General features: G+C 64.3%; 25 protein-coding genes. 10 read left to right on the top strand and 15 right to left on the bottom strand.

Annotated elements, in window-relative coordinates:
* Positions 1 to 3 precede the first annotated feature (3 nt).
* Together BM321_RS12530 and BM321_RS12525 are read left to right on the top strand one after the other, a co-directional pair.
* A complete protein-coding gene (locus BM321_RS12530) occupies positions 4 to 381 on the top strand; it encodes a transcriptional regulator (protein ID WP_092329587.1) in 378 nt (125 codons plus the stop codon).
* A 12-nt stretch (positions 382 to 393) separates the two neighbouring features.
* A complete protein-coding gene (locus tag BM321_RS12525; RefSeq protein ID WP_092442724.1) occupies positions 394 to 843 on the top strand; it encodes a type III secretion system chaperone in 450 nt (149 codons plus the stop codon).
* A 57-nt stretch (positions 844 to 900) separates the two neighbouring features.
* On the opposite strand, the gene BM321_RS30515 is transcribed toward BM321_RS12525, so the two are convergent.
* From BM321_RS30515 to sctW, 12 genes are all read right to left on the bottom strand, one after another.
* Complete coding sequence (locus tag BM321_RS30515) at positions 901 to 1,407, bottom strand: type III effector (protein ID WP_175534940.1); 507 nt, start codon at positions 1,405 to 1,407, stop codon at positions 901 to 903.
* A gap of 134 nt (positions 1,408 to 1,541) precedes the next feature.
* Positions 1,542 to 2,642, bottom strand: coding sequence for a type III secretion system export apparatus subunit SctU (gene sctU / locus BM321_RS12515; protein ID WP_092442723.1), 1,101 nt, complete (start codon positions 2,640 to 2,642; stop codon positions 1,542 to 1,544).
* Between the two features lie 14 nt (positions 2,643 to 2,656).
* A complete protein-coding gene (gene sctT, locus BM321_RS12510) occupies positions 2,657 to 3,454 on the bottom strand; it encodes a type III secretion system export apparatus subunit SctT (RefSeq protein WP_092329579.1) in 798 nt (265 codons plus the stop codon).
* Positions 3,454 to 3,708, bottom strand: a complete 255-nt coding sequence (gene sctS / locus BM321_RS12505; RefSeq protein WP_092442722.1) for a type III secretion system export apparatus subunit SctS — start codon at positions 3,706 to 3,708, stop codon at positions 3,454 to 3,456. Before sctS ends, sctT begins: the two co-directional genes overlap by 1 nt.
* Before the next feature lie 9 nt (positions 3,709 to 3,717).
* Entirely contained in the window at positions 3,718 to 4,371 is a 654-nt protein-coding gene (sctR, locus tag BM321_RS12500; protein WP_092329574.1) for a type III secretion system export apparatus subunit SctR, read from the bottom strand.
* Complete coding sequence (sctQ, locus tag BM321_RS12495; RefSeq protein ID WP_092442721.1) at positions 4,368 to 5,468, bottom strand: type III secretion system cytoplasmic ring protein SctQ; 1,101 nt, start codon at positions 5,466 to 5,468, stop codon at positions 4,368 to 4,370. Before sctQ ends, sctR begins: the two co-directional genes overlap by 4 nt.
* A 1-nt stretch (position 5,469) precedes the next feature.
* On the bottom strand, positions 5,470 to 6,033 hold the full coding sequence (locus BM321_RS12490; protein WP_256573443.1) for a type III secretion protein: 564 nt from the start codon (positions 6,031 to 6,033) through the stop codon (positions 5,470 to 5,472).
* Entirely contained in the window at positions 6,026 to 6,445 is a 420-nt protein-coding gene (locus BM321_RS12485) for a type III secretion protein (RefSeq protein ID WP_092442720.1), read from the bottom strand. The genes BM321_RS12490 and BM321_RS12485 overlap by 8 nt, the downstream gene beginning before the upstream one ends.
* Positions 6,432 to 7,790, bottom strand: a complete 1,359-nt coding sequence (locus BM321_RS12480) for a FliI/YscN family ATPase (protein ID WP_092442719.1) — start codon at positions 7,788 to 7,790, stop codon at positions 6,432 to 6,434. The genes BM321_RS12485 and BM321_RS12480 overlap by 14 nt, the downstream gene beginning before the upstream one ends.
* Positions 7,790 to 8,674 carry an FHA domain-containing protein gene (locus BM321_RS12475; RefSeq protein WP_092442718.1) on the bottom strand — a complete coding sequence of 295 codons (885 nt, stop codon included), beginning with the start codon at positions 8,672 to 8,674 and terminating at the stop codon, positions 7,790 to 7,792. The genes BM321_RS12480 and BM321_RS12475 overlap by 1 nt, the downstream gene beginning before the upstream one ends.
* Positions 8,675 to 8,804: 130 nt before the next feature.
* Positions 8,805 to 10,892: a type III secretion system export apparatus subunit SctV gene (gene sctV / locus BM321_RS12470; protein WP_092329561.1), complete on the bottom strand. Its 2,088-nt coding sequence runs from the start codon at positions 10,890 to 10,892 to the stop codon at positions 8,805 to 8,807.
* Positions 10,889 to 12,016 carry a type III secretion system gatekeeper subunit SctW gene (sctW, locus tag BM321_RS12465; RefSeq protein ID WP_092442787.1) on the bottom strand — a complete coding sequence of 376 codons (1,128 nt, stop codon included), beginning with the start codon at positions 12,014 to 12,016 and terminating at the stop codon, positions 10,889 to 10,891. Before sctW ends, sctV begins: the two co-directional genes overlap by 4 nt.
* A gap of 317 nt (positions 12,017 to 12,333) precedes the next feature.
* On the opposite strand from sctW, the gene BM321_RS12460 reads away from it, so the two are divergent.
* A complete protein-coding gene (locus BM321_RS12460; protein WP_092442717.1) occupies positions 12,334 to 12,870 on the top strand; it encodes an RNA polymerase sigma factor in 537 nt (178 codons plus the stop codon).
* Positions 12,867 to 13,463: a GNAT family N-acetyltransferase gene (locus BM321_RS12455; RefSeq protein WP_092442716.1), complete on the top strand. Its 597-nt coding sequence runs from the start codon at positions 12,867 to 12,869 to the stop codon at positions 13,461 to 13,463. Before BM321_RS12460 ends, BM321_RS12455 begins: the two co-directional genes overlap by 4 nt.
* Before the next feature lie 105 nt (positions 13,464 to 13,568).
* Here BM321_RS12455 and BM321_RS12450 read toward each other — a convergent pair whose 3' ends face one another.
* Positions 13,569 to 14,783, bottom strand: coding sequence for a cytochrome P450 family protein (locus tag BM321_RS12450; protein WP_092442715.1), 1,215 nt, complete (start codon positions 14,781 to 14,783; stop codon positions 13,569 to 13,571).
* 157 nt (positions 14,784 to 14,940) lie between these two features.
* Here BM321_RS12450 and BM321_RS12445 point away from each other — a divergent pair, with 157 nt between their 5' ends.
* Positions 14,941 to 16,086, top strand: coding sequence for a serine hydrolase domain-containing protein (locus BM321_RS12445; protein WP_371856623.1), 1,146 nt, complete (start codon positions 14,941 to 14,943; stop codon positions 16,084 to 16,086).
* A gap of 42 nt (positions 16,087 to 16,128) precedes the next feature.
* Here BM321_RS12445 and BM321_RS12440 read toward each other — a convergent pair whose 3' ends face one another.
* Entirely contained in the window at positions 16,129 to 17,253 is a 1,125-nt protein-coding gene (locus BM321_RS12440) for a transglycosylase SLT domain-containing protein (protein WP_092442713.1), read from the bottom strand.
* 158 nt (positions 17,254 to 17,411) lie between these two features.
* Between BM321_RS12440 and BM321_RS12435 the strand changes: the two genes are divergently transcribed.
* The 4 genes from BM321_RS12435 to BM321_RS12420 all read left to right on the top strand — a co-directional run bounded on the left by BM321_RS12435 (position 17,412) and on the right by BM321_RS12420 (position 23,179).
* A complete protein-coding gene (locus BM321_RS12435) occupies positions 17,412 to 17,903 on the top strand; it encodes a type III secretion system chaperone family protein (RefSeq protein WP_092442712.1) in 492 nt (163 codons plus the stop codon).
* Positions 17,904 to 17,913: 10 nt separating this feature from the next.
* A complete protein-coding gene (locus BM321_RS12430; RefSeq protein ID WP_092442711.1) occupies positions 17,914 to 20,046 on the top strand; it encodes a type III effector in 2,133 nt (710 codons plus the stop codon).
* 282 nt (positions 20,047 to 20,328) lie between these two features.
* Positions 20,329 to 22,734: a penicillin acylase family protein gene (locus BM321_RS12425; RefSeq protein WP_092442710.1), complete on the top strand. Its 2,406-nt coding sequence runs from the start codon at positions 20,329 to 20,331 to the stop codon at positions 22,732 to 22,734.
* A 103-nt stretch (positions 22,735 to 22,837) separates the two neighbouring features.
* Positions 22,838 to 23,179 carry a carboxymuconolactone decarboxylase family protein gene (locus BM321_RS12420; RefSeq protein ID WP_014340738.1) on the top strand — a complete coding sequence of 114 codons (342 nt, stop codon included), beginning with the start codon at positions 22,838 to 22,840 and terminating at the stop codon, positions 23,177 to 23,179.
* An 11-nt stretch (positions 23,180 to 23,190) separates the two neighbouring features.
* On the opposite strand, the gene BM321_RS12415 is transcribed toward BM321_RS12420, so the two are convergent.
* Entirely contained in the window at positions 23,191 to 24,156 is a 966-nt protein-coding gene (locus tag BM321_RS12415) for a GlxA family transcriptional regulator (protein WP_092442709.1), read from the bottom strand.
* A 188-nt stretch (positions 24,157 to 24,344) separates the two neighbouring features.
* On the opposite strand from BM321_RS12415, the gene BM321_RS12410 reads away from it, so the two are divergent.
* Complete coding sequence (locus BM321_RS12410) at positions 24,345 to 24,983, top strand: HD domain-containing protein (protein WP_092442708.1); 639 nt, start codon at positions 24,345 to 24,347, stop codon at positions 24,981 to 24,983.
* The last annotated feature ends 149 nt before the right edge of the window (positions 24,984 to 25,132 follow it).

The following is a 25,132-nucleotide window of genomic DNA, read 5'->3' as shown; positions in this document are numbered from 1 at the left end:
GGCATGTCTTTCACGGTGCACAGCGCAAACACTCGCCAGGACTTCCAAAGGAACATCATCGCTGGCGTCGCGACGTATTGGGAGATCGCCCCCGGCATTGAGTTCGGCTTACGGCGCGAGCCCCACAGCGTAGGGATTGCGTTGCAAATACACAGCCAGGCGCTGGGCGCGAACCAGATCCAGCGCGCGCTCGAACGGCGCTTCGCCCACCCCATCGACTACGCGCAACTGTTCGTGTTTCTTGATCCACAGCGCGCACTCGTGGTGTGGCATGCATTGCCGGAGGCGCCAATCACCCCTCAGCTGCTCGATGAAATCCAGTCCCGGCAGTTGTCGTTGCTGGGCCTGGAAGACCTCGACGACCGCCCACCCACGTATTGAACGAGGTTTTCCATGACCGCCGCACCGCTCGCCCAGCGCTTGATCTCAGCCCTCGCGGACCATCTACATGCGGACTTGCACTTGGAGGACGGCGTCTGCGCGCTGTATGACAGGCACAACCGCGAAGCGGTAGTCATCGAGCTGCCCGATCACAGCGACATTGCCATTCTCCATTGCGCGATCGAAGTGCCCGCCCACGCCCCGGGCCTGCACAAGCGCCTGCTGGAGCTCAACTTTCGCCTGGACCTGCTCGGCGGCAGTTGGCTGGCCCTGGACGATAAGGCCTGTGTTCGCCTGTGTGCCCATTGCTCACTGGCGATGCTCGACGAGAAAGGGTTCTGTCACTGGGTCGTGGGCTTCGTCGCCCAGGCCAGCGATGTGCGTACACGGGTCCTGGACCTGGCCACACCCGGCGGCCCACGTCCGGCCTCCCTCAACATGAACCGCTCGCGGCTGGGTTGAACAGGCCATGGGCCCGCCAGGCAAGCCTGACGGAGCCCATGAACACATCCTGGGGTATCAGCGAAGCTTCATCGCTTCGCCACCTTCCTGCATGACTTTCCTGGCGCTGTCCATGAAGCCCTTGGTGATCTCCGTCACCGTGTCGCTCATCAGCTTGGTCATATCGGCTGCGCTCTTGATCTGCAGCATGGTCGCCTGGCGCTCCTCCATGCCCATCTGCATCTGGTACTGGTTTTCCATCAGTTGGCGCTGACGCGCCTCCATGTCGGACATGAACGAAGGCGTAGAAGCCGGCCCCGAAGACGGGTTGGTGTTCGTCTCGCCCGTCGGCAACGTGTCTGGCGTCGGCATCGTGCGGTCTGCCTCCCGGGTCCGGGTGCGGCCACGCTGCTGATGCAAGCTGGGGGACACCGAGGACGAGCGTCCTCGTCCATACAGGCTCTGGGCTCCGCGACGCTGTTGCGCCTCATGGGGCTGCTGGCTCAGCGAAGGTGAGTTGGGCTGAAAGCTGTCGATGCCGTGCAGGGCGCCTGTTGCCCTGACCGGACTGGGGTCATTCGGCATGGGAAGATCCTCCAATGGGTTCACCGCGATTCGGCTTGCGCGTCATGGGCTCTCTCGGCAAGCCGAGGGAGGCCCGGACGAATCAGGCTCACTCCCTGAGTGGCACGTCACCCGCATCGGTTCCATCGAACGTCTCAGCGCAGGTTCAATTCCGGAATCTCGATCACCTCGACCTTGGCCTCGTCGTCCAGTTCGCGCAAGACCCGATAGATGTGCGCCACTGCCTGGAGGGTCTCGCGAGGGATATAACCACCGACATCTTCCCGGTAGATCGTGCGCGCCAGCCAGATGCACTGGATCACCGGCACCCGGGCAGCCTTGGCGCGCTCGATCAACGCACGGGCTTCGGCATCGACCCCCTTGACGATGAGCCTTGGCAGCGGGGTTTCCTCGGGCCGATACAGCAACGCGACGGCAAAGTGGGTTGGATTGACCACCAGCATGTCAGCGTCCTCCACCGGCTTGGCTTCCTTGTCGGCGGACTGGTTGACCAATTGCCGGGCCAGGCTACGGCGATGCGACTTGACGTCGGGGTCGCCTTCCATTTCCTTGAACTCTTTACGCACCTCCTCCTCGCTCATGCGCAGGCGCTTGGCGAAGAAATACTTCTGCAAGCCGAAGTCGATGATCGCCAGCACCAGCAACACCCCCAGGCAAACATGCATGATGTGCCGGAACAGGCTGGCCAGCCCCCGCCAGTAGGTCTGCAGGTCGCTGTTGACCAGGCTGATCAGCGTCCCGAGCGCGGGCATGGTCACCAGGTAAAGCACCATCGCGATGAACAACGCTTTCACCAGCCCCATGAACAGGTTGATCAACGTCTGGCCGGAGAACATTTGCTTGGCCTGGTTCATCGGGTTCAGGCGGTGCGGGTCAGGCTGGAGGGCCTCGGGGGAAAACAGAAAGCCGAACTGTATCCAGCCGGCCACCAGCCGCGTGGCGATCGCCAGCCCCACAGTCATCAAGGTGAAACTGAGCAGCACGCCACCGGCATGGGCCAGGGTTTCCTCGAACGCCCGGACAAAGCCAACGTGCAGCCGGTGCAGCGGGAACGCCACCATCGTTTGCAACGCCTGCATGCTGTCGTCAGCCAGCACCAAGGCCACTTCGGTGATCGCGGCGAGCACCAGCAGGCTGCTCAGGTCCTGGCTCTGGCCGACCTGGCCTTTTTTGCGCGCGTCGCGAAGCTTCTTCGGCGTCGCGCTTTTGGTCTTTTCGCCACTGTCTTCACTCATGGGCGACGTCTCCTTCAGGGCGCCTGGAACAGCACATGGAGCAGGTGCCGGATTTCCGAATAGCGACCGAGACGACCGGTCATGGCATCCCACAAGGTGGGCAGGTAGAACAGCAGGAAGCCCAGGCCGACCAGGCTCTTGGCCGGCATCGCCAGGACAAACACCTGCAACTGCGGGCTGTACAGGCTGAGCAGCGCCAGGCTGAACTCCACCAGCAACAGCAAGCCAATGAACGGCGCCGCGTACAGGATCGTGTGCATGAACATCTCGGCGAGCAGCCCGAGGAACACGCCGAAGCCATCCGCGCCGGGCAGGGGAAACCAGACCGTCGGCGACCACACCAGGTAGCTGTCCCAGATCACCTGGGTCAAGGTGCCGATGCCCAGGGTGGCGACCAGCAGCAAGATGAGCATCTCCTTGAACAGGTGCCCCAGGGGCGTGGTGTCGGTGCCGAGCGCCGGGTTCAACTGGCCGCCGATAAGCGCACCGCGCTGGTTGTCCAGCAAGGCGCCTACCGACTCGTACAACCAGAACGGCATCGCCAGCAACACCCCTAGCAAAAAGCCCAGCACCAGCTCCTTGAACATCAACCCGCCCAGCATGAGCCAGTCGACCCTGGCGTCGATCAGCGCCTGGCGGATCCCGGGCGCCGGCAGCAGGCTCAAGGCGAACACAATGGCATGGCGCGGCAGGCCACGCAGATGCTGGAAGCAGAACACCGGTACCAGATAGGCAACCGGATAGATCCGCGCCATGCCAAGCGCTACCGACAGCAGCAGGTCGTAATAGGGCACGAACGCCGAGGCCGTCATCAGGTGTTGGCCATCATTTCGAATGCCCGGCGCAGCAACCCCAGCAACTCTCCGCCGACCCAACGCCCGGTGACCAGCAAGGTCAGCCCGACCGCCACCAGCTTGATGCCGAACGGTAGGGTCTGGTCCTGGATCTGCATCAGTGCCTGCACCAGCGAGGTCAACACGCCGACGATCACCGCCACGATCAATGGCGGCGCGGAAAGCAGGACCACGAGCACCATGCCCTCCTTGAACAACGTCATCGCGTCCATCGCGGGCCCTCAGAGGTAGGAGTAGAAGAGGCTGTCGAGCAACTGCGTCCAGCCCTGCGCGAGGACAAAAACCAGCAGCTTGAGCGGCAATGAAATGGTCATGGGCGCGACCATCTGCATGCCGAGCGCCAGCAGCAGGTTGGACACGATCAGGTCGATGACGATGAACGGGATGTAGATCAAAAATCCCATCTGGAAGCCGGCTTCGAGCTCCGACAACATGAATGCCGGGATGAGCAGCATCAGGTCATCGCGACTGGCCTGCTCGGCGCGCTCCTTGGGCCACATCCGCTGGGTGTTCTCGAGCAGGTGCGTAAGGATGTCCGGGTTGGTGTTGCGCGACATGAAGGCCTGCAGCGGCTTTATCGCGTTCAGGGCGGAGTCTTGCAACGCTTCGGTACTGCTGAAATCCAGCGGCCGTTCGTGCAATGCTTCGGCGACGTTATGGCCGACCGGCGCCATGATGAACAGCGTCGCAGCCAGGGCAATGGCGTACAGCGCCATGTTCGGCGGCACTTGCTGCACACCGATGGCATTGCGGGTGATCGTCAGCACGATGGCTATCTTGAGGAAGGCGCTGCAGATGATCAGCAGCAGCGGCACCAGCGAGATCCCCCCGATGAACAGCGCCAGCAGAAAGGGGTCGACCCCCTGGAAGCTCATCCAGCCACATCCACGCGGGCGATCTGCAGGCCCAGGCGACCATCGACCTCGACCAGTTCGCCATGGGCCAAGGGACGCTCGCCATGGAACAGCGTGCCCGCGCCCGGGGCCACACCTTGCACGTCCAACACGGCACCGGGGGCCAGGTTGCGCAGCTCGCCCAATGTCAGGCTCAAGTGACCGCAGCGGACCGTGAGCGCCAACGGCAGGTCCTCGAAGCGCCCGGCGGCCTGCATCGCCAACGGCCCCGCCTCGGGTTCAGCCTCGACCGGCCCGAAAGTCGCCTGGCTGGCCGCCTCGGGCGCCTGCTCCTGGATGTCAGGCTCGTAACGGGCGGTATCGTCCCACTCGGGTGTCAGCAGGTCGGTGTCGGCGGTGGTGTTCATAACAGTCTCCTCAAGGGTGAGTACGATCAGGCGCAACGGCGTGGCATGGCTGTGCACTCGCACCTGTAAACAATGCCGGCCCAGGGCAATGCGCCCATGGCCGGCGGAATCGAACAATGGGGTTTCCGGCACCAAGACGTCGCCGGGGCGCAGTGCCGCCAACTGCCCGGCTCCAAGGGCCAGATGCCCCACCGGCAGCGGGATACGAAGCGCCAAGTCCTCGTCCCAGGAGGCCGTTCGCCGTTGCCAGGGCGCGGCACGCAAGAGCCCCAGCAAGGTTGCCCCGGCCATTTCCAGGTGGCTGACGACACACGCCGCCCCCAACTGCACGTCGAGCCGACAGGCAATGCCCCGGCCCCTCGGTGCCAGGCTTGGCTTGAGAAAACCAAACGCCGCACGCACGGGCTCGCTCAACGCCTGGTGGAACAGCGCCCAGAACCACTCGGCGTCCGCGCCGGGCTCGGCTGGCAACACCACCGGGCACTCACCCAACAGGCTGAGCACCGGGCCGGCTTCGCTCAGGCTGAAAACCCCATGGGCGCACTCCAGCGCACAAGGGGTGCCGTCGGCAGGACCGTTGCCCAGGGTCAACTGCAGCCGTCCCACCTCGCCCGCCACCTCGAAGGGCAAGCCGACGCCCGCCCCCAGCATCCGCCGGGCAGCGGCGTCCGCGGCGCTGACGTGGGGCAACGACAAAGCAAGTACGGTCATGTCAGGTGTCCTCCTTTTCGCGCGTCACGCGCACGGTTACCGGCTGGCCCAAGCCCTGGGTCAATGCGTCTTCGAGGCGAGCGGTACGGCTGGACAAGCGCGCCTGCGTCCTGGCGTCTTCGCTACTCAGGCCGATGTCCCAACCGCAGGCGCCCCTCGACCGCTGTGCACAGACCCGGATACGTCCCAGGTGTGGAAGGTGCAGCAGCAGGTCCAATTGCTGGTCGAGGGTGGCCTGCAAGCGCGGCGTGAGCTGGTCGACGAACGCTTCCTCATCGCTGCCTTCCAGGCTCGCCAGGCCTGACAGCGAACCGGTGCCGGCGGTGTCGTCCTGGGTGCTGTCGTGTGGCCCATCGACCCACTGGCGAAACCAATAGCCATCGCCGCCCCCGGCCATCACGTCAGGGTCGCGCTCGGTTCGGCGCGCTGGTTCGCACGGCGCAGGCCGCACTGCCCGGCTTGCCTGAGCCGGCGCTGGCTCGTGAGAACGCAGCGGGTGCCGAGGGAGCGGCGTCGAGGATTCGTAACGCGGCGGCGACTCATGGCGTACGGTGCGCTCATTCATCGCCGGGCTCCTGGACCAGGCGCTCCATCAGCGCCTTGAGTTTCTCCAGGTCGCGCCGACGACCCCGTAAGCGCTGCTCGGCAGCCGCTGTTTCCTGCTCCTGCTGCAGCTGTTCGTCATGCAGCACCTGCACCGCCCGCGCTTGCTCGGCCAGCTCGCCGATCAGGCGTCGCTCCTGCACACTCCAGGCATTCAATTCGCCTACGCTGATCGCACGACCGCGATGCTCCTGGCACAACCCCTCACGCTGCTGCGCTTGCTGCTCGCGGGCCGCCTGCCATTGCGCCCGCGCGGCGACCACCGCCGCTTCCCGCTCGCGCAGCAGGTCGCGTTGCTGGCGCCACTGCCGTTCGGCCTGCGTCTCCCGATGCCGGCGTACGGGCGCCAGGGCGTCCAGGTCAGCCCGGAACATAAGCAGTCAACTGTTGCAAATGGGCGAGCGTGGACGGCAACGGCGCAGGCTCGCGCAGGTCCTGGCGCAGGAAAGCGTCCAAAGCACCGCGGGACTCCACCGCCAGGTCGGTCAAGGGATCGGCACCGGCCTGGTATTCCCCCAGGCGCAGCATCAGCTCGATCTGGTCATAGGCCGACAACAACCGCCGCAAATTGATACCCGCCCGCAGGTGTTCGGCGTCGGCCACATTGGCCAGGGTTCGCGACAGGCTGGCCAGGACGTCGATGGCCGGGTAGTGACCGCGCTCCGCCAGTTTTCGCGACAGTACGATGTGGCCGTCGAGCAACGAACGCACTTCGTCCGCCACCGGGTCGTTCATGGAGTCCTGCTCGATCAGCACCGTATACAGCGCTGTGATGGCGCCGTCGTGGGTCAACCCGGCGCGCTCGACCAGGCGCGGCAACAGGCTGTAGACCGACGGGGGCAGGCCGCCGCGCCCCAATGGCTCGCCGGCGGCCAGGCCGATTTCACGCTGGGCCCGGGCAAAGCGGGTCAGCGAATCGATCAGCAGCAGGACGCGTTGGCCCTGGCCGCGAAAACCCTCCGCCAGGGCCGTCGCCGTGAACGCCGCACGGGCGCGTTCCATGCTGGAGCGGTCGGAGGTGGCGCACACCAGGACTGCACGGGCACGCAGCTCATCGTCGAGTTCATGGTCGAGGAATTCGCGCAACTCACGTCCGCGCTCGCCGATCAGGCCGAACACGATGACATCGCAATCGACGTTCCGGGCAATCTCCGCCAGCAGCGTGGTCTTGCCGCAACCGGCACCGGCGAACAACCCCACGCGCTGGCCTTCACCGAGCGCCAGCGGGCCGTCGAGGGCTCGCACGCCCGTCGTCAGGAGACGCTGGATGCGCGGCCGCTCGGTCGGCGCGGGGGCCTCGCCAATCACCACCGACGCGTCCGGCACCTGGGAACCGGCGAACGCCCCGGCACCGCCGTCGATCAGCGGCCGACCGAAGCCGTCCAGCACCTGGCCGAGCAATTGCGGACCCACGCACACTCGATGGGGCATGCCCAACGGTTCCACCGCGGCCCCGACCCGGACACCTTCCAGGCCGCCCAGCGCGCTGAGCAAGGCATCGTGCTGGTCGAAACCGACGATCTCGGCGAGCAACGGCTCGCGCCCATCACGCTCGACCCGGCACAGGTCGCCGATCTGCGCCGCGGGCAGCCGGCATTGCAACAGAATGCCGCTGACCCGCTGCACCCGCCCGCGTACCGTGACCGGCGCGAACCGGCGCAGGCGGGCCCGTTGCCCGGCTTCCCAGGCCTCCAGTCGCGCGATGGCCGCCTGTGTCATCACCAGGTGACCTCGTAGCGCTGGTCGCCTTCGAAAGTGACCTTATTGTTATCGATGGCGGTCAGGCGCAGGCCGTCGATCTGGTCACCGAGAAACAACCGACGTCCATTGGAGGTGACGACGTGACCGCGCTTGCCGCCCACGATCTGGGCGATCTGGAACGGCAGCTGGGTCAGGCGCTCCTTGACCTCGGCCGTGATCACGACCGGCGCCTCGTAGCGAGCGTTGAAGCGCTCGATCAGACGCTCGACCATCGCCAGGCGCTGGCGCGGCAGTTCGCCCACCAGCACCAGCCGATCGTTGCGCAGCTCCACCTGCACGCCGGCGGCCAGGTCACGCTCCTGCAACATGCGCGCAAGCTCCAGGCGCACCGCCTCGACATCGTCCAGGGCCACCTTGCTGCCTGCCGGCGGCTGGGCCGGGCTGCGCAGGGTCTCGGTCGGTTGGCTGGTAAAGGCCCAGGCGCTGGAGGCGACAGTGATCACCGCCGCCGCGATCGCCAAGCGCCTGGGCCAGGACGGCCGCGCCGCAGACTTGGCGCTGCCCCGGCCCGCAGCCACCTCGTCGTCCTGCGCCGTCTCCGGCGGCCAGGGTTGTTCGGCGGGCGCCAGGCACAACCAGATACCGGCCACGGCGAAAGGCACGTTGGCCAGTAACGGCTCAAGCGCCGCCCAGGGTTGGCCTTGGCCGTCGCACACTGCGCCTTCCAGCGGATCCAGCGTCCATTGCCCGTGCAACTGGCTCAGACGTACGTGACGCGCGCAGATGCCCGGATCGTAAAGCGCCAGATCGGCTTCCTCCGCCGCCCCGACGACCCACTCCTCACCCACCAGCGGCAATGCCGCACCTCGGTGCAGACCACTCAATACACGCAGCTCGAACATGGCCGATTCCTCAAGGGGCGACAGGTGTGCGCCCTCAACCCGTTAATGCGGGGCCACCGAGGCACCCGCCTTCTGTCACGACCAGGCCCGTGAATGCACCTGGCATTCTTCAAGTGAGCACACCGCTGCGTCAGGCGGCGTTCTCCACCTGCAAGTGCTCCTGCTCCAGATCGAAACGTCCCAGCACGTTCACTTGGGCATTGCTGTGCAGCTCGCTGTAGGCAAGCACCGGCACGTGATTGAATTCGTCGCGCAACAGGTCGCGCAGCGGTGCCCTCAGGTCTTGGGCCACCAACAGCACGGCGACACGCTTGGCGCGCAACGGGAAACCTTCGCGCAACTGCAGCACCAACGCCCGGGTGTGCACGCTCTCCAAGGCAAAGAAAGTTTCTGTCTGGGTCTGGCGCAGCGCGTCGCGCAACAGGCCCTCGGTCTCCGGCGTCAGCAGCCAGACGTGCAAGCCTTCTTCGTCGCGGTACTGGTGATAGATCTGCGCCTTCAGGGCGATGCGCGCGTAGTCGGTCAACGCACCGACGTCACGCTCGTGTTGCCCATGTTCGATCAAGGATTCGGCGATCAGGCGAACCGCCCGCAGCGGCACGCCTTCACCGGCCAGGCGCTGCAGCACCGCGGCGAATCGCGCCAACGGCATGGTTCTCTGCAGCTCCTGCACCAACTCCGGCTGGCCCGCCTCGAGCCAACTGAGGATCGATTTGCTTTCCTGCAATCCGAGGAACTGCGGGCCGGTGGCGAACATGGCGCGGCTCATCCGTTCCACCAGCAGTTCAGCCGCAGACACGGCCTCTACACGCTCGTCCGCCAACAGCGGATCGTCGGGTAGCAGCCACAGCCACTGGTACTCGTCACGCACTTCACTGCCGATCTGTGCATCCTGGGGTTCGAAGGGCAGCGGTCCGCGGGCCACGGCGACACGCTCTCCGAACGTGGCCCGCAACATCGGCACTTCGTGCACGCAGAAACGAAACTCGTCGTCCTCCAGCACCGCGCTGTATTCGATCTCGAAGGGCGGCAGGGTCAGGCCAAAGCCCGCCACCAGCCCGTTACGCTTCCTGCGGATCGCCTGGACGACCTCTTCGACCGCGGGGTTGCCCTCCAGCGCCTTGGAAAACTGCAAAAGGTAGGCACGGGTCGGGTCGAAGCTGCGCACGTCTTCAGCGCCGTTCTGCTCGGGGGAAACAACCTTGGCCGACGCGTCGCCCTGGCGAGCCTGGCGTGCCCGCGCCTGCAACTGAACGATGCCGGCGGTCCCGGTGATCAGGGCAATGACGATGAACACCGTCGTTGGCATGCCTGGCAACGCGGCAAAGCCGAGCATCCCGACGGACGCGATCACCCAGGCCTTGGGCTCGGCGGTCAATTGCCTGGCGATTTCCTTGCCGACACTGCTCCCCGCCGACTGCCCCTCCGGCGATACCCGGGTAATGATCATGCCGGCGGTGAGGGAAATCAGCAGTGCAGGAATTTGCGCGATCAAGCCGTCGCCGATGGTCAGCACGGAATACAGGTGCATCGATTCGGAGGCGCCCATGTCGTGCTGCATCATGCCCACCGAGAAACCACCGATGAGGTTGATCACGACAATCACCAGACCGGCGATGGCATCGCCCTTGACGAATTTCATCGCCCCATCCATCGCACCGAACAGCTGGCTTTCCTTGTTCAGTTCCTCGCGGCGGCGACGGGCTTCGTTGACATCGATCAGGTTGGCGCGCAGGTCACTGTCAATGGACATCTGCTTGCCGGGCAACGCATCCAGGGTGAAGCGCGCCGCCACTTCGGCGACACGCTCGGAACCCTTGGTGATCACCAGGAAGTTGACGACTGTCAGAATCAGGAAGATGACCAGCCCGACCGCAAGGTTGCCACCGACCACGAAATTGCCAAATGCCTCGACGATGTGACCGGCGTCGCCCTGGAGCAGGATCAGGCGGGTGGTCGCCACCGACAAGGCCAGCCGGAACAGGGTGGTCAGCAACAACACGGCCGGGAACGAGGAAAACGCCAACGGCCGGGGCAGGTACAGCGACAGTACGATCAGCAGGCAGGAAATGCAGATGTTCAACGCGATCAGCGCATCGACTACCGCAGTGGGCAGCGGCAGGATCAGCATGAAGACAATGCCCAGCACCACGAACGCCCCGGCCACCTCGATGCGCTGCACCGCCCCGCTGGCGATTTTGTTCAACAACGCGATCATGAGCGTGCTCCCGGCAGCGCGGGGGCGGTCTGCCCGCGAGTCTCGCCGCGTGAACGCTCATCGAGCAGCACCAGCAAATTCTTCAGCGCGGTCTGCCGGCTCTTGCCATCGCGCCAGAGCACCAGTGGCAAACGCTTGAGCATTGCGTACAACCCGTTCAGCGAAACCAGTTGGTCCCGCTCTTGGTCGCCGCCCAGCTCACGCCCGAGGCGGCGCACTTCCGCCGACGACAAGCCGCCGGTGGCGATGCCCAGCATGCGCTGCAGCAGCAGTACGGCGGTGAGCTGGCCGGCCGGGCAACGGCCGGCCAGTTGCTCCAGGAGCTGTCGACAACTTTGCAGGACACTGCTCAACTGAGTCGAAGTGGACAGGCCGATCAGCAACGTACGCAGCTTGGCGGTCGGCCTCGATGGGGTCTGCGCGGCGATGTCATCCGCCAAGGCCCGGCGCATCATGTCCAGTCCCGACACGAACGCCGTTTCACCGAACAGGCCGAGCAACGCTTGCATCATGGTCGGCAGCGACTGCTTGAGCACCACGGTGTCGTAATAGAGCCGCCGTACCGCCTGACGCAACTCGGGGTCGCCTCCCGAAGCACGCAGGGCCTCGGCGATGTTCATGCCCGCCTGGATCTCTGCCCCGTACCGTTCACGCAGCCGTTGCAGGTAGTCGCGGGCACGCTTGGCCTCGACGAGACGGCCCTGCACCTCGGCGTCGCGCAACGCTTCGCGCAGGATCAGGTCGGTACGAGCCGGATCACCACCCGTGGATTGCAACACTTCTTCGAGCACCGGCTCGCCGTAGAGCAACACACCGGCCTGGGCGGCCATGGCAGCCAGGCTCTGCTTGCCCGGGTGACCGAGTTGGTCGTACCACTCCTCCAACTGCGCGCGAGTCTCGACCCGCGCCTGCCCCACCTCGCTGCGGGCATTACGGATGCGACGCTGGTTCAACGCCTTGGTGTTGCGCTCCACATGATGGCTGAAGGTCATGCCGACCTCTTCCATCGAATTGGACTGCACGACCTGGGACATTGGCTCAGGCTTGCCCAGACCGACGACAGCCGAGGCCGCCTCGGCCAGGTTGACGGCAATGCGCATATTTGTCGGTGATTCTACTTTCATGATGACCATGAGCGTGGTTTCGGACGCTCAGTGGGTGGCGGCGATCCAGCATTGAGTTCCATCGTCGGCCAAGACCTGCGCCGACGACTTCCGGAAGGTGGCGGCCCGCCCTTTTTCAATCGCCCGAGCGGTGCAAATTCATGCAGTGGAGCCCGTACCCGCTGTGCATGCACTTGCACAAAAAACGCTGACACTCCCAACAAAAAACCTTATTTATCAGACAGATAAATTATCAAAAGGCATTGGCACAGGTCCTGCTCAAGGGGTCACGTCGGCATCCGCTCGACGCTACGGAACCTAATCAGAGGGATACATTGATGAGCAGTCTGAAATTCATGCCCCCCCCGCATACGTCCCCGCCAGGCTTCACCTTCGGCGAGGAACGCAAGCTGCGCCTGTTCGTGCACAAGCGCGTGCTCAACCAGGATGACGCCGACGACATCGTCCAGCTCACTTACCTGGAGGCCTGGCGCAATCAGGAAAAATTCAAAGGGATGGCAAAGCCGGACACCTGGCTGTGCGGCATCGCCCTCAACCTTATCCGCAACCATTTCCGTCGTTTCTATGCACAGCCGCCGCTGAGCGTTTTCGACGAAAGCGAGTTCAACGAGCCCAGTGACGACGTCGACCTGAGTGAACTGTGCGAGAACCATCGGCTGCTGGACCGCACGCTCTCGGCCATGGATGCGCTGCCCAAGGACATGCGCGAAACCCTGTGGACCGCCGTGGACACCGAGAGCAGCTACCGCGATGCCGCCGAACGGCTGGGCGTGCCCATCGGGACCGTGCGCTCGAGACTGTTTCGAGCGCGTGAACAACTCAAGCGAAGCGTCTATGGAGAAGCCCAGCCATGACCAGTAACCGTTTGAACAGCCGGCCCGACCTGCCACGTGGCGTTCGCCGATACACCCAAGACGATCTGCCGACAATGACCGATATCTTCAACGAAAGCGCTCTGGGGGGCACCAGTTCTCCCGTGCTCAGAGCGTTTTCCCTGAAGGAAATGACATTCTTCATCGAGTGCTTCGTCAAGGAAGGCGATCCGATCTATGTGCTTGAACGCGCCGGCGAAGTCGTCGCCTGGTTGATCGTCAACCGCTTCAGTTGGGGCGCCCAGGCCTGCCGATTGACTGGCGAAGTGTCGATCTATGTCCGTCACGACCACATTGGCAGCGGCGTGGGCATTCGCCTCGGCCAAGCTGCGGTGATATTGGCCAGGCAGTATGGTTTCGAGACGCTGGTGGCCTGGATCATCGAGCACAACGAAGCCAGCAAGCGCGGTGTGCAAGGGTTGGGGGCGACGCAGTGGGGCCGCTTCCCGGGCATCGCCCGGTTCGCGGACAGCCGCGCGGATGTCGTGCTCTATGGGTTGCACCTGGCACCCGCCGACACGGCGCCAACCCTCCCATCCACCCACAGGCGGAGCACCGAGGCCAGCCTGGCTTGAGTCCACGGCTCACCCGGCAGGTTGTCGGGCGAGCCGTTTTTTCTGTACGCATGAGCCAGTGCCACTTTCTGCACAGCCACCGCTCACGCATTTACCGACGACGCTTCAGTCCGCCAGCCAACACACCGGCAACGCCTGCGGCCCTCTGAAATTGGGCACATAACGCCAGCGCAAGGCGCCAGGATCGACAGCCAATCGCAACCCGGGGCAGCGCCGAAGCAAGGTGTTCAAGGCAACGACCAGTTCCTGCCTGGCCAACGAGGCGCCCAGGCAGTGGTGGGTGCCTTTGCCGAACGCCATGTGCGGGCAGACCGGTCGATTGATATCGAGCTTGTCCGGATCGGCGCACAGCCCTTCATCACGATTGGCCGAACCCAACACCGCCATGACCATCTGGCCGCGTTGCAAGCGCTGCCCGGCCAGCTCCGTGTCCCGGGTGACGAAGCGGATCATGGCCCGCTCCACCGACGAGTCGAAGCGCAACAGCTCCTCCACCGCAGGGGGCATCAAGGCCGGCTCGTCACGCAATCGAGCCAACGCCTCGGGGTGCTGCAGCAGTGCGTGGACGGCATTGCCGATCATCGACGCCGACGTTTCATGCCCGGCGATGATGAGCAACGCGATCATGCTGCACAGCTCGCTGCGGCTGAGCATACTGCCCTCTTCCTCGACCTGCACCAGTGCGGAAATCAGATCATCGACCGGTCGTGCCCGGCGCTGGTCGATCAAGGCGAGCATGTAGGCGGCGAACTCGCGGTAACAGCGCTGCAACTCGCTCACGTCCAGCCCCACTTGCTGGACGATCACCTGGGACCAACGGCGGAAGTCATCGCGGTCTTGCGCAGGGACGCCGAGCAGCTCGGCGATGACCGTGATCGACAGCGGGAATGCATACTGGCTCACCACGTCCATTTGCCCGTCCGGCGCCACGGCATCCAGCAACGTCTCGGCGATCTGTTCGATCCGTGGGCGCATGGCGGTGACAGCCTTCAGCGTGAAGGCTTTGTTCACCAGGCGACGCAAGCGACGATGAGCCTCCGCGTCGCGGTTGAGCATGTGGTCATTGAGAAACGCGATGGCTTGCTCGCCGTCGGACAACGCCATGAGCGGCGCGCCAAGCCGGGACGGATCACGGGCAAAACACTCAGGGTCGAGCAGCACCGTCTCGACCTCCTTGGCACCGGTGACGTACCAGATCGGCAACTGCCCTTCGGGCTGGCTGAGAAACACCGCGGCCTCCTGGCGCAGTGCCGCGTAATGCCGATACGCCTCGTCGCGAAACGCGTCGCTGTTGAAATCAAGGGTGCGCTCGTAAGCCATCAACACTCTCCAAAGACATGGGTCGTTGCCCCTGAGTGGCACGGCTGGCGAAAAAGACTCCATCGCCGGCCGTCCAATCGCACCCTGAACCGTTTGCACCGTCGCAGTCACTTACGGGAAACCACCCCACCCCCGCGGAGCCGACATGACGCGCACACTGACAATCCATGGGCAATGCGCCCCTTGCTTCGAACCGGTCAAAGAGGCCTTTATCCAACTGATGCAGAGCCCGTTCGAACGCGGCGCGGCTCTGTGCATACAGGTTGACGGCGAAACCGTCGTCGACCTGTGGGCCGGTATTTGCGGGCCGGAACCGGACACGCCTTGGCAGCGCGACACGCTGCTCAATCTCTTTTCCTGCACCAAGCCTTTCACGGCCGTGGCAGTCATGCAGTTGGTGGGCGAAGGACGCCTGGCGCTGGACACCCCGCTCTGCCACTACTGGCCGGCCTTCGCCAACGCCGGCAAAGCCTCGATTACCCTGCGCCACGTGCTGTGCCACCGCGCCGGGCTGCCGGCACTGCGCACCTTGCTGACACCGGAAACCCTGTACGAATGGGACACCATGACGGACCTGATCGCCGAGGAACGTCCCTGGGCGGCGGCCGGGGAGCGGCAGACGTATTCCCCCTTGCTGTTCGGCTGGATCCTCGGCGAGCTGCTGCGGCGGGTAGATGGCCTGCCGCCGGCGCAGAGCATCTGCCAGCGGGTGGCGGCACCGCTCGGGTTGGATTTTCACCTTGGCCTCGACGAGGCGACCATCGGGCGCTGCGCCTACATGGCACGAACCAAGGACGAGATCGACGATGAAGCCTTCGGCCGGGTGCTCCAGTTCGTGCTCAACGAACCGACCGCCATGAGCGCGCTGGCCTTCGCCAACCCGCCGATGGTGCTGGGGCGCAGTAACGAAACCGGCTGGAAGCGCATGACCCAGCCAGCGGCCAACGGGCATGGAAACGCCCGCAGCCTGGCGACGTTCTATGCGGGCCTGCTCGACGGACGTCTTTTGGAGTCACCGCTGCTCAATGAAATGCTGCGCGAACACAGCGCCGAGTACGACCCGACGCTACAGACCCCAGCGCGTTTCGGCCTGGGCGTGATGCTCGAACAGCCGCATGTGGCGAACGGCAGTTATGGCATGGGCGCCTCGGCCTTCGGCCATATGGGCGCTGGCGGCACCGTCGGTTTCGCCGATCCTGAGCGCGGGGTAGCGTTCGGCTTCGCCTGCAACACCATTGGCTCCTACGTGCTGATGGACCCCAGGGCACGACGCCTGGCCAACGTCGCGACAGATTGCCTGTAGTTCGTCGGATGAGGGCTCGCCCAGGGATAGGGCGAGCGTCGTTCACGCCCCTGGCGGGACCGCCGCGTCCGCCACTTGCGTGGCGGCCGTACCGGTATTGACCGGAGTGCTGCGCGAGTCTTCGCCGATGACCCCGTGGGGGTGTGCCGCCCTGGCGATCATGTCCGGTTGTGCCAACAGCCGACGCGACGCTTCCATGGGCATCAGCAATTGCCCACGGGCCCGACCTCGCCCGGCGGGGTTGAGCATGCGTAGCTCTCGTTCGTGCACACCGGACAGCACCGCCAGGTGCGCCAGGTCCACCGGCTGCTGCAGAGCGACCATCTGGAAATACGGCTGGTCGGCGATGGGCACCAGGTTCACGCCATATTCAGCCGGTGTATTGACCAACTGGGACAACGCCAGCAGCCGCGGCACATAGTTCTGGGTTTCACCGGGCAGCGAGAGGTTCCAGTAGTTGGTCGCCAAGCCACGAGCCCGATTGCGGGTGATGGCATCGCGCACGCGACCTTCCCCGGCGTTGTAGGCGGCCAGCGCCAACAGCCAGTCACCGTCGAAGTAATCGTGCAGGTACGACAGGTAGTCCAGGGCCGCGCGGGTGGACGACGGGATGTCCCGGCGCTCGTCATAGTCGCCAGCCTGCTGCAACTGATAGCGACGCCCCGTGGCCGGGACGAACTGCCAGAGGCCCATGGCCTGGGCGGGGGATTGGGCGTTCGGATTGAAGCCGCTCTCGATGGCCGGCAACAAAGCCAGCTCCAGCGGCATGTTGCGCTTGCTCAATTCGCCGACGATGAAGTGCAGGTACCGGCTGCCGGCGCGCCCCGTCTGGGTGAGAAACGCCGGGCGCTCCATCAACCATCGGCGCTGCTCGTCGATGCGCGCCACCCCTCGGGTCTTTGTCTGCAAGGAAAACCCCTGGCGCATGCGTGCCCACAGGCCACCATCGCCTTGCGCGGGCAATTCGCCGATCTGGACCAGCGTGTCCGTGGGCGCCGGTTCGAGCCAGCGCAACTGCGAACGGTATGGCTCGCGGGCAGCCGGATCGCCAATGGTCAACTGCGGCTCGAGGTGCTGGCAGCCATACAGCAAGGTGCCCATGGCGAGCATGGACAAACCTTTGGGGACGAAGCGCAGGGCCAGCGAACGTGCGAGTGAACGGGACATGGGCGATCAACCTTGAATGAGGTGGCGCCATTGGGTGGCAGATCACCGGGCAGCGGTTCCACCCGCCTGCAGTGGAGGGGAACTGAAATGGCGCAGGTGTCACTCACCTTGGGCTAGCGGGCGCTCGTCGGCGCCGGCACGACAATGCGAGGTCAATCATGGCGTCACCCATCTATTGCAAACTGATCGATCAGTTGTGCGAACTCACGATGATCCCTACTCCGTCAGCGTTCTACGAACAGGCGAACCTGTCGGTCAAGGATGTCGACTTTTCCTTGAAACACACCCCAGGCGTCGGCGAGGGCGACGTGTTCATCTACTGCAGCTTCGGGCCGTTGCCTGTGGCGAATCGGGAAGCCGTCCTGCAAAGGCTGCTGGAAACCAACCTGTATCTGCTGAGCGGGGCGTTCTGCCCGTCGCTGTCCTACAACCGCGACAGCGAGCTGGTCATCCTGATCGGGCACGTGCCCGTGGACAACCTCACGGCCGAGCGCCTGCTCGGGCTGATGGGCGGTGTCGCCGACATGGCGCTGATCTGGCGCGACGGCTACTTCTTCGACGGCCCCGTCACGGGGCGCGAGGCCAAGCCTGCCCAGGCGCCAAACCCCATCAAGCGTCATTCAGGACTCAACAACGCTCTGTCGCTCTAGGAGAAACACCATGGCAGTTTTATACGTAAGCCTGAACCAAGGCCCGGCAGCCTTGAGCCAACAACAGAACGATGAAATCAGACCGGTGGGAGGCAGCCTCGCCGAGCAGGTCCGTCCCTCCACGACGCCTTTGGTGCCCTTCCATTTCACCGGTAGCGCTAGCGAATCGACGCAGCAGGCCTTCGCCAGCAAAAAGCCCCGCCTGGAGGGACTGATCGGCAGGCTGGGCAAAAAAGACCCTGAAGCTGATCCCATAGGCTTCGCCCGGGCGTACATGACCCTGGAAGGCAAGGCATTGAGCTATGCGCCTGGAACGAGTTATCAGGAGATGCACCAGCACCTGGCCGAGCTGGGCGGCACGAACCACCCGATGCTGTCGGGCCGCGAGGAAACCGAAGCCTTCATCGCCGACCTCAACAACTACCTGAGCAAGAGCGAAGAGGCACGGGCCGCGAGCGGCAGCTTCAAATCCGTCTGGCATGCCCATTGCACACGCGTGGGCGAGACCCTCGGGGCCTATCATTCGTTGTGCCAGGAAGTCATCGACAACTCCCAGGGGCATGAGGACCTGCCGCACCTGGTCAGCAGCCACGCTGCCTTCCGGGACTATGCCAAGGGTGTCGTGAAAGCCATGGGCGAGGAGATGCCCGCGCGCCTGAGCACGTTCCTGAACAGCCGCATCGCCCACGCGCAACAGGCCGCGAGCAACGCTGCCCTGCCCAAGGCCGAACAGGACAGGGCACGAGATCAACTGATCCAGTTGCAAGAAGTGCGCACAGAGTTCGGTGAGTTGCTGGAGAAGGATGAGGCCAAGCCAACCACCCCAAGCAAGCTGGAGAAGGTTACAAAGGAAAACGAAGGGCTGGACACCGCGCTGAAGAACGTCGCCCGCCAGGACCACGTCGCCCAGCTCAAGACCCAGACCGGCTTCGTCACCGGCCTGGCGGTCTTCCTCGATGCGGGGATCCCCCAGGGCATCGCGTCCGCCGGTCACTTCGGCGCCGCCACCTCGGCAGCCGACGAGTTGATGGAGAATGCGTCCTATGGAGCACAGGTCGCTACGACCTCGGTCGTCCTTGGAACCGCTCACAAGGTGATCAGCGACGGCATTCGTCCGTTTGTCCAACTGGTGGTCGACAAGACCATCGGCAAGGGCCTGGCCAAAGTCGACCCACTGGCGGTGTACCCCAAGCCTTTGCCGGAAATCACCGTGAACGGGCGCCGGGTCGTCAACCCTCAACTCTCGGAGCTCGACGTTTCCCAGGCGCAAAAACGCAATGAGTTCAAACTGGCACAGAATGCCAACAACTTTGGCACCCCGAGCGGTGACTTCACCGGTTACCTCGCCTTCGGCACCGCCCAAACGGTGCGCGACGTGCTGGACCTGTTCAGCTCGATAAGCGCCTCGGGCCACATCGCCCGCAGCACGGCTTCCGGTGTAGGCGGCTTCGGAATGGCGGGCGTCCAGGCCGTGGCGAAATATGCGCAGGTCCATGGCGAAGAGCAGATCCCGACCTACCGGGTCACCACGGAAAATCGGGACTGGGGCGAGCTGCTGCCCAAGGCACTTTCCGAAGCCAAGGATAAACTCAACCCTCTGAGCATCACCAACCTCAGCGACTACGCCAACCGGATCCTCGGTGCTAGCGAAGGGATCGCCCTGCGAAACCTGGTGCGTGACGCGTCCGAGGCGGGCGAAGACGCCACAGTGGAGGAAAAAGTCGTGCAGCTGGTTGCGACGTTCGTCAACTCCGGCGTGACCCTGTTCCCGTTCTTTCCCAACGCCGTGACAGCCCCGCTGGAAAACAAAGCGTTGAATGACGACAAGGACGACCTCGCCCTGCGTGCAAACGTGGCGCTGCTGAACACCCTGCATCCAAATAGCGAAATCCACGCCCACACCCAGCCGGATGGCTGGAGGCGCAACCTGGAGAACGCCTACCGCGTGGGCCGCGGCTTTACCCAGATCATCCCCCAGACCACTGTCGCGCAACTCAACAAAGGCGCCGACAAGATCCAGCAATTGGCCACAAGACCCAAGAACCTGCCTGCGGGCGACAACGTCGAACTGGCGGAGCGCGGCCAGACGCAACCCCAGGGCAATCCGCCTGGGGAAGGACAATCCAGCACGAAACCCGCCTGATGAAACCGTCGGGCCATTCCCTGGGGATGGTTCGACGCTCATCGATTCCAACTCCCCTCCAAGACCGGTCGCAGGAACGATGCTCCTGCGACCGCCCTCCCTACGGCGTTGACCGCCTATACTGCGGCCCGTGAAAGCGCCACCGTGGGCGTCCTGCCCAATCAGCGACACATCCGCCAAAAGGTGCGACGCCAGGGAAATCGCCTGGGCGCAACGGTGCGCGTGGACACGGCATCGTGTTAAAGAAGCAGCAGGCATGCTGTCACTCCACAAGGAATCACCATGAAACGCACCCTCATCGCCTTCCTGTCACTGGTCGTCACCGCCATCATCGTCGCGGGCGGCTACCTCTACAGCAAGCAGCCCACCCGCCAGGGCACGGTGCAGGTGCCGGGACTGCAGGGCTCGGTGACGGTGCGCTACGACGAGCGTGGGGTGCCGCACATCCGCGCCGAGAACGAAACCGACCTCTACCGCGCCCTCGGCTATATCCATGCCCAGGACCGGCTGTTCCAGATGGAGATCATGCGTCGCCTCGCCCGGGGCGAGTTGGCCGAGGTGCTGGGGCCAAAGCTGCTCGACACCGACAAACTGATGCGCAGCCTGCGCATTCGCGAGCGCGCCGCAGCCTATGTGACCGAACAAGACCGGCAATCCCCGGCCTGGGCCGCCATGCAGGCCTACCTGGACGGCATCAATGCCTACCAGGACAGCCACACCCGGCCCGTGGAGTTCGATGTGCTGGGCATTCCCAAGCGCCCCTTTACGGCTGAAGACACCGTGAGCATTACCGGCTACATGGCCTACAGCTTCGCGGCGGCGTTCCGTACCGAACCGCTGCTGACCTACGTGCGCGATCAACTGGGCGCCGAGTACCTGAACATCTTCGACCTCGACTGGCAGCCCCAGGGCGTGCTGGCCGACGGTCCCAAGCGCGGCCTGCCCCTGGCCGCCGCCGACTGGAAAGACCTCAATGCCCTGGCCCGCCTGAGCGAACAAGCCCTGGCGGAAAACGGCCTGCCGCAATTCGAGGGCAGTAACGCCTGGGCGCTCTCCGGCAGCCGTACCCAAAGCGGCAAGCCGTTGCTGGCGGGCGACCCGCATATCCGTTTTTCCACGCCGTCGGTGTGGTACGAGGCGCACCTGTCCGCGCCGGGTTTCGAACTCTACGGGCACTATCAAGCCTTGATGCCCTTCGCCACGCTGGGCATGAACAAGGATTTCGGCTGGAGCATCACCATGTTCCAGAACGACGACCTGGACCTCATCGCCGAGAAGGTCAACCCGGACAATCCCGAGCAGGTCTGGTATCGCGGCCAATGGGTGGACATGACCCGCAGCGAACAGCAGATCGCGGTCAAGGGCCAGGCGCCGGTGACGCTGGTGCTGCGCCAGTCGCCCCACGGTCCGATCGTCAACGATGCCCTCGGTGCGAACGCCGGCAAGACCCCGGTCGCCATGTGGTGGGGGTTCCTGGAAAGTCGCAATCCGATCCTCGACGCCTTTTACCAGCTCAACCGCGCCGATACCCTGGCCAAGGCCCGTGGCGCCTCGGCCCAGATCCATGCCCCTGGGCTGAACGTGGTGTGGGCCAATGCCAAGGGCGATATCGGCTGGTGGGCCGCCGCGCAACTGCCCAAGCGCCCCGCCGGCGTGAAGCCCGGGTTCATCCTCGATGGCAGCAGCGCGGAGTCGGAAAAGGAAGGTTTCTACCCGTTCAGCAGCAACCCCCAGGAAGAGAACCCGACGCGGGGCTACATCGTCTCGGCCAACTTCCAGCCCGTGCCAGCCAGCGGCATCGAGATCCCCGGTTACTACAACCTCGCCGACCGCGGCCAGCAACTCAACCAGCAGCTCAGCGACAAGCAGGCGAAATGGGACATCCAAAGCACCCAGAAGCTGCAACTGGGCACCACCACCGCCTACGGCCCTCGCGTGCTCGCGCCGTTGTTGCCGGTGCTGCGTGAAGGGGTCAGCGACCCGCAGGAACGCAAATGGGTGGAACAACTGGCCCAATGGCCGGGCGATTACCCGCTGGACTCCATCAGCGCCACGCTGTTCAACCAGTTCCTGTTCAACCTGGCCGACGCCGCCCTGCACGATGAACTGGGCGATGGGTTCTTCGACACCGCGCTGTCGACCCGGGTGATCGACGCGGCCCTGCCACGCCTGGCGGCCTCGAAGGATTCACCCTGGTGGGATGACCGCACGACCCTGGGCACCGAAACCCGTGCCGACACGGTGAGTGTCGCCTGGAAGAAAAGCCTGGCGCACCTGCGGGCCACCCTGGGCGACGATGCCACGCAATGGCAATGGGGCAAGGCTCACACCCTGACCCATGGTCATCCGCTGGGCCAGCAAAAGCCGTTGGACCGTGTCTTCAACGTGGGGCCGTTTGCCGCCCCTGGTACCCATGAAGTGCCCAACAACCTCTCCGCCAGGATCGGCCCGGCGCCGTGGCCGGTAACCTACGGGCCTTCGACCCGGCGCATCATCGACTTCGCCGACCCAAGCCATAGCGTCACCATCAACCCCGTCGGCCAGAGCGGCGTGCCGTTCGACAAGCATTACGAGGATCAGGCCGAGGCGTACATCGAAGGGGTCTATTACCAGGCGCACCTGGCCGAGGAAGAAGTGGTCGCCAATACTCGCGCCACCCTCAAGCTACTGCCGGCCCGGGCGCCCTGAACCGGGCGTGCCGATCTTTTTCATCGCTGAACCGGGCTTGATCGTCACGGATGGTCAAGACTACAGGGGCTCACCTCCCGCCTCTTTCACAGGAGTCAACGCTATGTTCAATAACTGGTCCGAACTGCTGCCCACCATCAAGAGCGCCTTTGGCGCCCTGGGCAAGAGCAATCCGAAGATGGTCAAGGCCTACATGGCCTTGGATGAAGCCGCGGCTGAAAACAACGTGCTCGATGCCAAGACCCGCGAGCTGATCTCCATCGCCGTGGCCATCACCACACGCTGTGACGGCTGCATTGGCGTACACACCGACGCCGCCATCAAGGCCGGCGCCACCCGCGAGGAAATCGCCGCCACCCTGGCCACCGCCGTGTCATTGAATGCCGGCGCGGCGTACATCTATTCCCTGCGAGCCCTGGAGGCCCATGACGCGCTGAAGAAGTGAGCGGCTGACACCTACGCCAGCGCAGCGAAATTCAGCCTGAATTGCTGCGGCGTCACGCCCAGCCTGCGATTGAATACGCTGCGCATGTGCTGGGCGTCGCGAAAGCCACATTGCCAAGCCACGGTCTTGAGCGGGGCGCGGGTGCTTTCCAGCATCACCCGCGCCGCGTCCACCCGGGCCTGCTCGACGAACTCCGCTGGCGTGATCTTCGCTTCCCGGGTGAAAACCCGAGAGAAGTTACGCGGGCTCATGTTCGCGGCATTGGCCAGGTCGGCGATGGTCAGGTCACCGTTCAGGTGCGCCAGGACATACGCCTGGACCTGGGCCACGGTGGACGTCGGCTCAGCGTGGGGTGCGAGAAAAGGGCTGAATTGCGACTGCCCGCCCGAGCGCTGGGTAAACACCACCAACCGCTTGGCAACACTCAGGGCCACGTCCGGGCCATGGTCCTGGGCCAGCAGGAACAAGGAAAGGTCGATCCCCGCGCTCACCCCGGCCGAGGTGTAGAGCTGGCGATCCTGCACGTACAAACGATCCGCTTCGACCCGGGTCGAGGGACACAGCTGCGCCAGCGCCGTGGCGTCACCCCAATGGGTGGTGGCGGTCCGCCCCTCCAGCAATCCGGCCCGGGCCAGCATGAAAGCGCCGTTGCAGATCGAACCAAAGCGCCGCGCCCGCCCGCAAGCTTCCCGCAGCCAGGCATCGAATACCGCGCCAAAGTGCATCAACGGCAACCGCGGTCCGCCCGCCACCAATAGCAGGTCGTACGCCTGCGAGGCGGCGCTGAAGTGCCGATGGGGATTGAGGGACAAGCCATTGGAACAAGACATCGCGCCCTGTTCGACGCCGATCACTTCAAGCCGATAATGATCCTCGGCGACCAGGAACCGATTGGCTTCGCTGAACACGTCCATGGGCCCGGTAACGTCCAGCGCCTGGACGCCTGGGAATACCACGACGGCGACGACTTTCTGCATGGTGCTCGCTTGCCTTCGAGTGGAACGACTCCAGCACCCTAGCCAATTCGCGCCTCGCAAGCCACCCTGGCACGAAACCCAGGCTTATTGGCACGGATCGCAGCCATGGGAACATTGTTCGGCTAACTCCCGGCGAACAGACTGAAACCCTCGGCGCCGCACTGGCCCATCGTCAAGAGGAGAACAGCATGAACAGCATCGCCGGCATCAAGATCCCCGACAGCACCCTCGCCCGCGCCACCACCGAATACATCCGCGATATCGAGTCCGACTTGCTGTACCACCACTCTCGCCGGGTATTTCTGTTCGGCGCCTTGAGTGGCCAGCGTCGGCAATTGGCCTACAACCCGGAGTTGCTGTATGTCGGGGCGATGTTCCACGACCTGGGCCTGGTGGAAGGTCATCGCAGCGACGATGAGCGTTTCGAAGTGGACGGTGCGAACGCGGCCGCAGCGTTTCTCAAGCCCTACGGGTTGAGTGATGACGATATCGAACAGGTATGGCTCTCCATTGCCCTGCACACCACGCCAGGCGTGCCCAAACACCTGCGCCCCACCGTCGCCCTGGTGACCGCCGGGGTGGAGATGGACGTGCTGGGCATGGACTACGCCGCGTTTCCGGCTGCGCAGCGGGACGCCGTGGTGCATGCTCATCCGCACGGGGAAGGGTTCAAGGAATGCATCATCTGCGCCTTCGCCGACGGTTTGCGGCATCGTCCGCAGACCACCTTTGGCAACGTGAAGACCGACGTGCTGGTGGATCAGGAACCAGGGTTCAAGCCGATGAACTTTGTCGAAGTCATCCGTACATCGCCTTGGAATTCGTAACCCGTCCATTTCTGCATTGACTGCCACACCGCTTTCGCGGGCAAGCCCGCTCCCACATTGGATTTGCGGCTGTTCACAGTTTTGTGAGTACCCCAAAAACCTGTGGGAGCGGGCTTGCTCGCGAAGGCGGACTGACATTCAACCTTTTC

Origin of the sequence: Pseudomonas sp. NFIX10 (assembly GCF_900111955.1) — a bacterium.
Lineage (GTDB): Bacteria > Pseudomonadota > Gammaproteobacteria > Pseudomonadales > Pseudomonadaceae > Aquipseudomonas > Aquipseudomonas fluorescens_AA.
This window is presented reverse-complemented; position numbering and strand designations above follow the sequence as displayed.